Origin of the sequence: Novosphingobium kaempferiae (assembly GCF_021227995.1) — a bacterium.
GTDB lineage: Bacteria > Pseudomonadota > Alphaproteobacteria > Sphingomonadales > Sphingomonadaceae > Novosphingobium > Novosphingobium kaempferiae.
This window is the reverse complement of sequence record NZ_CP089301.1, coordinates 4,414,840-4,427,451: the sequence shown is the minus strand read 5'-3', so window position 1 is coordinate 4,427,451 and position 12,612 is coordinate 4,414,840. Positions and strand designations below refer to the sequence as shown.

The following is a 12,612-nucleotide window of genomic DNA, read 5'->3' as shown; positions in this document are numbered from 1 at the left end:
GGGGGAGGTTGTCGAATGCCGCTGCACGCGTTGCAATGTGACGTTCAGTCAGCGGCTTCTTCAACGACCCGCAAATAGCGCAGGCTCCCTGAAGCCCTTCGCCAGATGATCGATCCACGCACGGACCAGTGGCGGCAGGCCTGTGCGGGTCGTGAAGACGAGGTGGACGATGCCATCCTCGCCGGCCCACTCGGGCAGGATGTGGACGAGCGTGCCGCTGCGCAGTTCGGCGGCGCAGGCATGGTCGGGCAACATCGCGACGCCAAGGCCTGCAAGCGCCGCCGTGCGGATCGCGCCGAAATCGCCGCAACTCAGGCGCGGGACGTGGCGCACCTCATGCGTTGCGCCTTCCGGCCCTTCCAGCCGCCATGTCACTTCTCCATCCTCTCCCGATGAGCTCAACGTCGGCAGGGTGGCGAGCACGTCCACGCCGCGTCCGGCCATCCGGTTCGCGAGCGCCGGACTTGCCACCAGGATGCGGCGGCTGTGGGCGAGCGTGCGCATCGTCAGCGCGGCGTCGCTGTCGAGCCGGGTGCGGACGCGCAAGGCAACATCGATGCGCTCGGCGATGATGTCGACCGGGCGGTCCACCGCGACGATCTGGACGTGCCCCCTCGGATAGAGGCCGAGGAAATCGGGCAGCATGTCGGCCACCATTGCGACCAGTCCCGTCGGGCAGGACATGCGCACGGTGCCGCGCGGCTCGCTGAGGCTGGCCTCGACGATCGCTTCGGCCCGCTCCGCGGCGGCGACCGCGATCTGGCACTGCGCATGATAGGCGAGGCCGATGTCGGTGACGCGGAAGCGGCGGGAGGATCGCTCGACGAGGCGGATGCCCAGTCGGGCCTCCAGCGCGGCGATGCGGCGGCTGAGCTTCGACTTGGGAATGCGCAGCGCCCGACCGGCGGCCGCGAAGCCACCGTTCGTGACCACGGCATCGAAGTATCGAAGATCGTTCAGATCCTGCATGGCATCGTTCTATCGATGGAACGGTATGTGTCAATATTGCCGTCTACAGGATAGATCGTCCTGAATTTATTCTCCCTCTCATCGGACGGTGAAGGTTCGCCGACCATCAAGAGGAGAATGAACATGACCCATGATCTGACCAACAAGGTCGCCGTCGTGACCGGTGGCAACAGCGGCATCGGCCTCGGCATCGCGCAGGAACTGGCGGAGCAGGGCGCCAAGGTCTTCGTGACCGGACGCCGCCAGCAGGAACTCGACGTAGCCGTCAAGGCGATCGGCCATGGCGCGGTCGGCGTGCAGGGTGACGTGACCAGCCTCGCCGATCTGGACCGGCTCTACGATGTCGTGCAGCAGCATGGTGCGCCGATCGACATCCTCGTCGCCAATGCCGGTGGCGGATCGTTCCAGCCGCTCGGCGCGATCACCGAGGAGGAGTTCGACCGCACCTTCGGGCTCAATGTGAAGGCCACGCTGTTCACCGTGCAGAAGGCGCTGCCGCTGCTGCGCGATGGCGCTTCGGTGATCCTGACGGGTTCGACCAGCGCGATCAGGGCGCTCCCCTCGTTCAGCGTCTACGGCGCGACCAAGGCGGCGATCCGCAACTTCGCGCGCCACTGGATCCTCGACCTCAAGGACCGCAGGATTCGCGTGAACGTGATCGCGCCGGGTGCGACGAAGACGCCGGGGCTTCAGGGCCTGACTTCGAGCGAGGAGGAATGGCAGGGCTTCGAAAGCGGACTGGCCGCAGGCATCCCGCTGGGGCGCCTCGCCGACCCGCGCGAGATCGGCAAGGTAGCCGCGTTCCTCGCTTCGGATGCGTCGAGCTACGTCAACGGCGCGGAACTCTTCGTCGATGGCGGCTTCGCGCAGATCTGAACTGCCGACATCGAGCATCGCCCCGTCGTCCTGATGGGACGGCGGGGTATTTTCTAGGTTGCGTTGCGCCGGAAGCAGTCGGCCGCATGATCGTTGACGATGCCGACCGCCTGCATCCACGCATAGACGATCGTCGGGCCGACGAACTTGAAGCCGCGCTTCTTCATGTCCTTCGATATGCGTTCGGACAGCGGAGAATGCGCGATCCATTCCTTGCCGGGGTTCCGGATCACCTTGCCGTCGGTGAAGGACCAGCAGTAGTCGGCGAAGCTCTCGCCGCGCTCCGCCATTTCGCAATAGATGCGCGCACCGGCGATCGTCGCGCGAGTCTTGGCCTGGGCGCGGACGATGCCGGGGTCTGCCAGCAGTCTCGCGACATCCTTCTCGCCGAAACGCGCGACCTTCTCCGGATCGAAACCGGCGAAGGCAGAGCGGAATGCCTCGCGCTTCCTGAGGATGATGATCCAGGCAAGCCCGGCCTGGAATCCTTCGAGCATCAGCATTTCCCAGAGCATGCGGGGGTCATGCTGCGGCACGCCCCATTCGGTGTCGTGATAGGCGCGCATCAGGGCGTCGCCTTCGGCCCATGAGCAGCGATGTTCGGTCTGTGTCGTCATGGCGTTCGTTGTGCGCTGGATGGCGCGAGGAGGGAAGCGGCTTGCGACATGGCGGATGGCCGGCCGGACATCCTCTAACAAAAGCGCACAAACCAACAGCGGCAACCATCGACGGCCGGGGCCCTGACCGGCGAAATGCCCACCGTTTCCATGATCTGCTGCGCGTGGCGCCTTGATCATTCGAGCCCATAGCTTTCCCCCGGTTCTTCCCGCGAGATTTCTGTCTGCGCGAGAATTGCAACACCGGTTCGTGGAATGTGCGACAGTATGTGTATTGATGTTGGTCTGTAATTCGACTAACGGCGCGCCTCCATAGTCCTTAAGGTGTGCATATTCTGTATATTGATCAATAAAATTCGATAAAAATACAAAAAATACTCAGGTTAATTCAGGTGAATTCTAATTATCCTGGCTTGTAAAACCATATTGGGCACGTGTCGCCATGGCTGAAATTATCAAAGTTGGTTCAGGAAATATAACTACGGAATACCCGGAGGATTCAAAGGGCCCCACAGATAGCAAGGGAAATGCCGTAAAGCCGCGACTGACCGACGACTTCGTCGGTGCGCCGCCGACGAACTCGGTATTCAGTTCCCTGATGTATCCTCAATGGGGCCCGTTCTCGGCCGTTATCCAGGCAGATCCGTTCGGTTTCCAGACGAACGCGCATGGCCTCAATATCGGCTACTCCGACACGCCGCGCGTCACCGAGAACAGCTATGACTACGATTACCATTCGGATCTGACGCTGGGGCTGGTCGGCCTGAACGTCGACGGCACCAAGATGGCCGCTGCGTCCGACTGGACCGCCACCGCCGACTGGGACGGCAAGATGCGCGCGACGATGGGACAAGGCATGCCCTTCGTATACGTGACGCGCCAGTCCGATGACGACGTAATCATCGACTTCAACCAGAACACCGGGCCGAGCCGCGACGTTCCCACTAACCCGCTGGCCTATACGCTGTCCGGCCTGACCGGAAAGTTCGGCGGCGGCCAGTTGAAGTTCAACTTCCCGATCGACGCGGGCGCGCACGTAGCCGACGGCATGCAGTTCCGCGTGTCCTACGACTTCGACGGGGACGGCAAAATCGACCGCATCGAAACCTACGACTGGTACGGCACAGACGCGGGCGTGGGCGATCAGGACTATTCGAACACCAAGCTGGTCAGCGCCACTGGCGCCATGGCCGACATGAAGGGCGGCTCTGTCAAGGTCGAACTGTGGCGCGCCAACGGCGACGGCGACATCCAGGTGCGCACCAACGACGTGTCCAGCTACGTCCAGCTTCCGTTCTCGAACCTCAGCGCCAAGGATGGCGCGATGGTGATCGACGGCAAGCTGTACTTGCAGGGCGGAGCCAAGGCCGGCGGCGACGCATCGGGCCTGGTGCTTGCACCGGTCGGCGACCCGACCTACGACAACACGCACGTCCAGCCGGGCAACAGCGTTGGCGGCTACACCGGCCCGGGCCGCGTGTGGTATAACCAGAACGGCATGGTGGGCGTCACCATAAACGGCAAGAACTACGGTATCTTCGGCCCGTCGGGTTCAACCTGGACTTTCACCGACCACGGCATCGTATCGAACCTGGGTGGCAAGGACTACTATTCCGTCGCGGTGCTGCCCGACAGTTCCATCGACACGCTGATGCAGTACCACCAGCACGCCTATGCCTTCGTGACGGACACCAAGTCAGACTTCACGGTGGACTACAGCACCGGCAAGCTGATCACCACCTTCACCGCTACTACTCAGATGATGGAAACCGGCCCCGGCCTCTCGGAAAATCCGCTGATGGCGCTGTACCGCCACCAGTACATTAATTCCGACGACAAACTGAGCACCATCAGCTACGCCTCCGGGCGCGGCGAGATCAAGCTTCTGGCCGATGGCAAGACCTTCAGCACCTCGATGAACATCCAGCCCATGCTGCCGATCATGCCCTTTGTGGGTTCGGCGCAGGACCGCGACAAGCTGATCGGGATGATCCACGAGGAACTCAAGAAATTCCTCTCGGCGCAGGCCAATCCGCTGGAAGGAAATACCTATTGGGGAGCGCGCCCCAACGCCACTTTCGGAGACTTGGCGCTGATGGCGCAGATGGTCGGCTACGGGCAGGCCAAAGACGTCTTCGTCAAGGCCATCGAAAAGCAGCTTGAACGCTGGTTCACCGCAGACGACGGAGACAAGTTCAAGTTCGTCTACGACAAGGAATGGGCGACCCTTATCGGTTATCCGGCCGATTTCGAATCCGACGGCAAGATCAACGACCACCATTTCCATTACGGCTACATCATCAATGCGGCCGCCACGATCGCCCAGCTCGATCCCGAATGGGCGACGCAGGGCAAGTGGGGTGCGATGGTCAACGAACTGATCAAGGACGTTGCCAACGACGACCGCAACGACCTGACTTATGCCTTCATGCGCAACTTCGATCCCTATGCGGGTCATAGCTGGGCGGGCGGCACAGGTGACAACCCGAATCAGGAATCGGCGTCGGAAGCGATCGAATTCGCCAGCGCGCTTGCCCGCTGGGGCGCAGTGACCGGACAACAGCACCTCGCCGACCTTGGCGTCTATCTGCACACAACCGAAGCCATCGCCTTCCAGCAATACTGGCAGGACGTGGACAACAAGGTGTTTCCGAACGGCTACAATCACGAGATTCTTGGCATCGTGGGTAGCCACGGCGGCGGATTCACCAACTATTTCGACGGCGATCCGGCACACATCTTCGGCATTCAGTACACTCCGATCAACGGCGGCTCGCTGTTCATGGCGGGCTATCCGCAGGAACTGTTGCGCGAACTGGCGGAAATGCACCTGCTGCAGAAGGACGATCGCGCATCCGAATGGATGAACGGCACCCAGATGGCTCTGGCGCTGGCCGATCCCGAAGCGGCGCTTGCCGACTATCTGGCAAACCCGCAGTACCAGAGCGGCGTCGGCGAGGAATCGCGCGCCTACACTCTGGAATGGATCCAGACGCTGGTTAAGCTGGGCACGCCCGACCTTTCGGTAAAGTCGAACAGTGCCTTTGCGGTGGCCTTCAACAAGAAGGGCGCGATGAGCTACACCGCCTTCAACCCGACGACAAAGGAGATCACGGTCACTTTCTCGAACGGCATGAAGCTGGTTGTTCCTCCCGGGGACATGGTCACGCAGATGGCCGATGGCACCAAGACCGTGGTCGACTTCCAGAACCCCGACATCCCCTATCGCCCGGACGGCGTGCCGCTCGACCTGCCCACCGATCCGCCGGAATTCCAGCTGACCGCGGTGGCGGTGAACGGCGACCTGACGCTATCGGTCGAGGCAACCACCGGCACGGCCTGGATCACGATCAAGGGCCAGGCGCCGCGTGCGATGGTCAAGGGTAGCGGACGCCAGTCTCTGCGTCTCGACGATCGCACTGTGCTGGTAGGCATCGGCCGCGATGAAGCTGGCAACATCGTCGTACTCGGGCAGGTCAACGGCGGCGAGCCTTACTATCCATACAAGGTCGATTCTACGCTGCACATCGGTGGCGGCGGCGCGGCGCTCTACCGCAACGACTGGCAGACGCTGGAACCGATGTTCGGCACCGACATCAACGGCGACGGTATCATCCTGCGCGGCAAGCTCAACGTCGTGGCGCAGAACAGGACGCTCAAGCTGCTGACCGACACCGGCACCGGCATCGCCTACTTCCAGGACGGCGAGGGCAGGATGCAGGCGGTCTCGCGCTACACCCCGGGCGAGGCGACGCAGCTGTCGCGCGGCGGATGGTCGCTCTCGGCCATCGCGCGCGACATGGATGGCAATATCCGCGTGCTCGACACGCTGCCGGGGTCGGGCCTCAGCTATGCCTGGACGCTCGACGCCAAGGGCAACTGGATCGGCGAGAAGGTCTATGACGGGGCCAACCTGTCGGAAGCCGAGGCGCTGTTCCAGAAGGATCTGAACGGCGACGGGGCGATCCCCGCTGCGCCGCTGCAGTTCGTCGCCCGCAACGGCAGCATGCGCCTGCTGGTGGATCCGTCGAACGGCCATGCCATCGTCCAACTGGAGGACGGCACCCGCCTGACGATCACTCGTGGCGGTCCGAATGATGCGGTGCTGCTCGATCGCGGCTCGCGCCTCTTCGCCATCGGTCGGGACGAGCAGGGCCGCATCCGCGTAATGGACGGCAACGCCAACGACATGAGCGCCGGATCGACGCACTGGGCGTGGATCCTGGACGATACCGGCCACTTCGTTGGCGAGGACACGTTCTCGGGCGACAAGCTGCCGCAGGCCGAGGATATCTTCGGCTCGGACATGAACGGCGACGGGATGGTCGGCAGCACGCCGTATCGCGTGGTTGAGCGTCATGGCGACAACGCCCTGATGGTCGACCAGCGCAGCGGCACCGCCTACATCTCGGTGAACGGGGCCGCCCCGCTTGCCGTCACCCGCGACGGCTGGGGCGACGTGCGCCAGCAGCGCGACGACTGGGGCCTCGCCGCCATCGCCACCGACGATCAGGGCCGCATCCGCGTGCTCGACACCAGCCCGTTCTCGGACGCCCGCTATGCGTGGATCCTCGACGCGAACGGTCACTTCATCGGTGAGGAATCGTTCAACAAGGACAATATCGGGCAGGCCGAAAACCTGTTCGGGATCGACCTTGATGGCAATGGCAACGTCGGCAACGGAGCCGCAACGACAGGCGCGTTCTGACACGATCAGGCCGTGAGAAGGCGCGCGGCGCGTGGAGGGGCAATACCTCTTCGCGCGTCGCGCAACCTTTCCACCCGGATAGAAACACGAAATAGAGATTTTTCATTTTGAGCATGCCCCCCCGGCTCCGTCCGCGCCCTGGCGCGGGACGGCGCAGGTTGACGCCGCGTAACGCGGCCCTTTCAGCCCTTGCCCTGATCGCCGCTCCGTCGATGATCCTTCCGCCACCTTCCGCCCGCGCCCAGGAACTGCCGTCGGTAAACGATGCGGAAGTGCCCGGTCCGACCATCGCCGCGCCGCCGCCCCCGCATACGCTGGCGGCGGTTCTGGCGGCGGCGTATCGCTCCAACCCCACGTTGCAGGCATCGCGCTACGACTTGCGCAGCGCCGACGAGCGGATCGCGCAGGCCAATGCCGAACTGCGCACGTCCGCCGATATCCAGGCCAACGCCGGATACCAGTGGAGCTTCGTGGGCGATGCGGGGCGCAGCTTCTTCAGCCCGTCCTATTCCCAGCAATCGCGCGATTCCGTGACGCTGAGCGTGCAGCAGCCGGTCTATACCAGCGGCCATGCCACGTTCGCGCGGCGCTCAGCGGAGGCCTCCATAGCGGCGGCAAGATCGCGCCTGAACGCCACCGAGGGCGACCTGATGCTGTCCATAGTGGCCGCCTACATCGACGTGCGCCGCCTCGAAGTGCAGCGCACGCTCCGCACAGGCAGCGTCGAGGAACTGCGCCGTCTGGAGCAGGAGATCGAGGCGCGCCAGCAAGCGGGCGAACTCACCCGCACCGACGTGGCGCAGGCCATGGGCCAGATCGAACAGGCCGAGCAGCGCCTCGTCCAGACCGAGCAGGCACTGGAATCGGTGCGCGCCGACTTCGTCTCCCTGGTGGGCGAGATGCCCGAGAACCTCGCCGAGCCGCCGCCGCTGCCGATGCTCCCTGCCAGCACCGACCGCGCCTTCGCGCTGGCCGAGGCGGACAGCCCCGAACTCGCCTATGCCCGCTATACCGAGCAGGCATCGCGGCAGGATATCGGCACCGCCCGCTCCGCCGGAGGACCGACCGTGGCGATCCGCGGCTCCGCCGCCGTCAGCGGCCCGGCCTATCCCTATGCCTTCCGCGACCAGAACAAGGACTTCGCCGCCAGCGTGGTCCTGTCTCTGCCGCTGCTCTCGGGCGGGCGCACGGCGTCGCGCATCCGCGAGGCGCGGGCACGCAACGATGCCGACCGCCTGCGCATCGAGGGCGCGCGTCGCGACATGGTGCGCGCCGTCACCAACGCATGGAACCAGGTCGCCGCCGCCGACCGCGCCGCCGATATCACTGAGCGGCGGCGACAGGTCGCCACCACGCAACTTGAGGGCATGCTGGCCGAATACCGCGTCGGCCTGCGCTCGACGTTCGACGTGCTCTACGCCCAGCAGAACCTGCGCGATGCCGAAGTTTCGACGCTGGACGCGCAGCGCGACCAGTACCTCAGCCGTGCGACCCTGTTGCGCCGCGTCGGCCTGCTCGACATCGACGACCTGACGGTCGGCATCCCGACCTACGACCCGGCACGCCACGCGAAGAAGGCCGCCACCGACGACGACATGCCGTGGGACGGCGCCTTCCGCGCCATCGACACGCTCGGTGCGTCGAAGGTGCGCGCCAGGCCGATCGCCGCGCCCGCTCCCGCGCAGCAACCCGCGATCCGCTCGGCCCAGACCCCCGACCCGATCCGTCCCGATTACGTGAAGCAGGTGCCGCTGGCGCCCGCACCCGGCACGACCGCCGCCAATCCTCCCGCCCGCAGGCCCCTGAAATGACTTTCTCCCCCGCCGCCGAAGCGATCCTCGAAGCTGAAGCCGAGGCCGCTGCTGCTCCTGAAATGACTACCGTCGATCCCGTCGAAAGCGGCCCGACGATGCTGGCCGCGCTCCTCGCCATGCACCGCATCGCCGCCGATCCCGCGCAGCTTCGCCATGCCATCGGCCATCATCGCGCGCTCGACGCGACCGACGTGATCCGCCTCGTTCGCCGCCATGAAGGCGCGCGTGCCCGGCGCCGCCAGGTGCAGTGGAAAGACCTTGCCCGGCTGCCGCTGCCCGCGTTGGCGCAGGGCGAAGACGGCTGGTTCATCCTTGGCCGCGTGGCAGGCGACGACGCCCTGGTCCAGCGACCCGGCGGCGGCATCGAGAAGATCCGCCGCACCGAACTGGAGGCGTTCTGGGCGGGCGAGATCGTCCTCGTCACCACGCGCGAAAACGTGGGCGGCAGCGCGCGCGGTTTCGACCTGACGTGGTTCATCCCGCAGATCGCCAAATATCGCAGGCTGATCGGTGAAGTGCTGCTCATCACGCTGGCCATCAACCTCCTCGGCCTCGCCTCGCCGCTGTTCTTCCAGAACATCGTCGACAAGGTGCTGGTCCACGGCACGATGTCCACGCTGACGGTGCTGGCGATCGGCTTCGTCGCGGTGTCGATCTGGGAGACCGCCTTCGGCTGGCTGCGCACGCGGCTCTATTCGGAGACCAGCCAGAAGATCGACGTCGAACTCGGCTCCAAGCTGTTCTGGCACATGCTGCGCCTGCCGATGGGCTACTTCGAGGCGCGCCGCGTGGGCGACACCGCGATGCGCGTGCGCCAGCTCGAATCGATCCGCGAATTCCTCACCAACGCCTCGCTTTCGGTGCTGGTGGACCCGGTGTTCACGGTGGTCTTCCTGGTCGCGATGTGGATCTATTCGCCGCAGTTGTTCTTCGTCTCGATCCTGACGATCCCCGCCTATTTCGCCGTCGCCATGCTCGTGACCGGCCCGCTGCGTGCGCGTCTCAACGACAAGTTCGAACGCGGCGCGGCCAACAACGCGCTGCTGATCGAGAGCATCGGCGGCATCCAGACGGTGAAGGCCGCCGCCGTCGAGCCGCAGTGGCAGGACCGCTGGGAGCGCCAGCTGGCGGGCTATTCCTTCGCCAGCCAGCGGGTGATCGACCTCGGCAATACGGGTAGCCAGCTGATCCAGCTGATCTCCAAGCTGAACATGGCCGCGATCCTCTTCTTCGGCGCCAAGGCGGTGATCGCGCACGAACTGACCGTCGGCGGGCTGATTGCCTTCAACATGTTCGCCCAGCGCGTGTCCGGACCGGTTATCCGCATGGCGCAGCTGTGGCAGGACTTCCAGCAGGTCCGCCTCTCCATCGCCCGCCTTGGCGACGTGCTCAACCAGCCCACCGAGCCCGGCGCGGGCAGCCGCCAGTCGCTGCCCGGCGTGCGCGGCGAAGTGCGCTTCGAAGGCGTCAAGTTCCGCTACGGCCTCGACGGGCCGTGGACGCTGGAGGACATCGACCTGACCGTGCTGGCGGGAACCTCGCTCGGCATTGTCGGCTCGTCCGGCTCGGGCAAGTCCACCCTGACCAAGCTGCTACAGCGGCTCTACGTGCCCGCCGGGGGCCGGGTGCTGATCGACGGGGTGGACATCGCCCAGATCGATCCGGCCTGGCTGCGCCGCCAGATCGGCGTGGTGTTGCAGGAAAACCTGTTGTTCAGCCGCACCGTGCGCGAGAACATCGCGCTCGCCAACCCCGCGCTGCCGCTGGAAAAGGTGATCGAGGCCGCCGAGCTTGCAGGTGCGCACGACTTCATCACCCGCCTGCCGCAAGGCTACGACACCATGATCGAGGAGCGCGGCACCAACCTGTCGGGCGGCCAGCGCCAGCGCCTCGCCATTGCCCGCGCGCTCGTCACCGATCCGCGCATCCTGATCTTCGACGAGGCGACCTCGGCGCTCGACGCCGAAAGCGAGGAGATCATCCAGAACAACCTCAAGGCGATGGCGCAGGGCCGCACCGTGCTCATCATCGCGCACCGCCTGTCCGCGATCCGCCAGTGCGACGGCATCATCGCGATGGAGCGCGGGCGCGTGGTCGAGCGCGGTTCGCATGCCGAACTGCTGGCGCTGGACGGCCGCTATGCCGACCTGCACCGCCGCCAGATGGGCGTCTCGCACGGAGTTGCCGCATGAACCAGCTTTCCCGATACTGGGCGCTCTGGCGCGCCGCCGTCGCCGCCGAGAAGGCGCGCACCACTGGCCGCCTTGCCGCAGCCGAGCCCGATTTCCTGCCCGCCGCGCTCGAAGTGATCGAGAAGCCGGTGTCCCCCACCGGCCGCATCACCGCATGGATCCTCCTCAGCGGCCTTGCGCTGACCCTGCTGTGGGCGGTGCTGGGCCGCGTCGATATCGTCGCCACCGCCGAGGGGAGCATCGTGCCGACCGACAGCATCAAGCTGGTGCAGTCGTCGGAAGGCGGCGTCGTGCGGCGCATCCACGTCCACGAAGGCGCGCGCGTGCGGCGGGGCCAGCCCCTGATCGACCTCGACCCGACCGTGACCGGCGCGGAAGAGAGCCAGGCCATACAGGCGCTGCTCGCCGCGCGGATCGAGGCCGCGCGGGACAAGGCCATAGCCGATGCCCTGTCCGGCCAGCCGCTGCGCTTCGATGCGCCTGAGGGCACCCCGCCCGAAGTCGCCGAGACACAGCGCCGCCTGATCGCGGCGCAGCTTGCCCAGACGCAGGCCGCGATCGCGGGCTTCGCCGCCGCGCGCCAGTCCTCGCTCGCTGATGCGCTCTCCGCTGACCGGCAGGTGCGCAAGTACGGCGCGACGATGCCGGTGCTCAACAAGGAGATCGACGCGATGAACGGCCTTGCGGCCAAGGGCTACGCGCCGGGGCTGCGGCTGATGGAACTGGAGCGCCAGCGCCACGCCGAACTCGGCGAGCGCGACGTCGCCCGCGCGCAGCAGAGCCGCGCGTTGTCAGACGCGCGCAAGTTCGGCCAGCAGGCCGCCCAGAGCCGCGAGGAAGCGCGCCTGCACGCACTCGCCGAACTCGCCAAGGCGCAGACCGACGTCGGCCTGCGCGCCGAGGAACTGCGCAAGGCGCATGAGAAGGCGCGGATGCAGCGGCTCGTCGCGCCGGTGGACGGCACGGTCCAGCAGCTTGCAATCCACACCGTCGGCGGCGTCGTCGAACCGGCCAAGCCACTCATGGTGGTAGTGCCTGACGGCGCGGTGACGGTGGAGGCCAAGGTGCTGAACCGCGACGCCGGCTTCGTGCGCGTAGGGCAGAGCGTCGCCGTGAAGCTGCAGGCGTTTCCCTTCACGCAGTACGGCACCATTCCCGGCCACATCGTCTCGATCAGCGGCGATGCGATCCCGGACAAGGACGTCGGCCCCTACTTCCTCGCCCGCATCGCGCTCGAACGCCGCAGCATCATGACCGAGAACGGGAAGGTGGCGCTGACATCGGGCCTCGCGACGACCAATGACATCGGCATCGGCACCCGCTCGATCATCTCGTACCTCGTGCGGCCGGTGGAGGAAATCCGCAAGGAGGCCGCGCGCGAGCGGTGATGCCCATGCCCGAGAGCCGCTGCCTCTTGATCAGCGGCTCTCGGCGCT

7 protein-coding genes are annotated in these 12,612 nt (G+C 65.6%); 5 read left to right on the top strand and 2 right to left on the bottom strand.

What is annotated here, in order from left to right; all coding sequences use genetic code 11:
* Window positions 1-60: 60 nt before the first annotated feature.
* Complete coding sequence (locus LO787_RS20060; RefSeq protein ID WP_232492750.1) at window positions 61-969, bottom strand: LysR family transcriptional regulator; 909 nt, start codon at window positions 967-969, stop codon at window positions 61-63.
* A 123-nt stretch (window positions 970-1,092) separates the two neighbouring features.
* Here LO787_RS20060 and LO787_RS20055 point away from each other — a divergent pair, with 123 nt between their 5' ends.
* Entirely contained in the window at window positions 1,093-1,845 is a 753-nt protein-coding gene (locus LO787_RS20055; protein ID WP_232492749.1) for an SDR family NAD(P)-dependent oxidoreductase, read from the top strand.
* Between the two features lie 53 nt (window positions 1,846-1,898).
* On the opposite strand, the gene LO787_RS20050 is transcribed toward LO787_RS20055, so the two are convergent.
* Window positions 1,899-2,462, bottom strand: a complete 564-nt coding sequence (locus tag LO787_RS20050) for a DNA-3-methyladenine glycosylase I (RefSeq protein ID WP_232496377.1) — start codon at window positions 2,460-2,462, stop codon at window positions 1,899-1,901.
* A gap of 598 nt (window positions 2,463-3,060) precedes the next feature.
* Between LO787_RS20050 and LO787_RS20045 the strand changes: the two genes are divergently transcribed.
* From LO787_RS20045 to LO787_RS20030, 4 genes are all read left to right on the top strand, one after another.
* A complete protein-coding gene (locus tag LO787_RS20045) occupies window positions 3,061-7,170 on the top strand; it encodes a glycosyl hydrolase (protein ID WP_232492748.1) in 4,110 nt (1,369 codons plus the stop codon).
* 212 nt (window positions 7,171-7,382) lie between these two features.
* Window positions 7,383-8,981 carry a TolC family outer membrane protein gene (locus LO787_RS20040; RefSeq protein ID WP_232492747.1) on the top strand — a complete coding sequence of 533 codons (1,599 nt, stop codon included), beginning with the start codon at window positions 7,383-7,385 and terminating at the stop codon, window positions 8,979-8,981.
* Window positions 8,978-11,176 (top strand): type I secretion system permease/ATPase, encoded by a 2,199-nt coding sequence (locus LO787_RS20035; protein ID WP_338045389.1) that lies wholly within the window; start codon window positions 8,978-8,980, stop codon window positions 11,174-11,176. The genes LO787_RS20040 and LO787_RS20035 overlap by 4 nt, the downstream gene beginning before the upstream one ends.
* Window positions 11,173-12,564 (top strand): HlyD family type I secretion periplasmic adaptor subunit, encoded by a 1,392-nt coding sequence (locus tag LO787_RS20030; protein ID WP_232492746.1) that lies wholly within the window; start codon window positions 11,173-11,175, stop codon window positions 12,562-12,564. Before LO787_RS20035 ends, LO787_RS20030 begins: the two co-directional genes overlap by 4 nt.
* Window positions 12,565-12,612 lie beyond the last annotated feature (48 nt).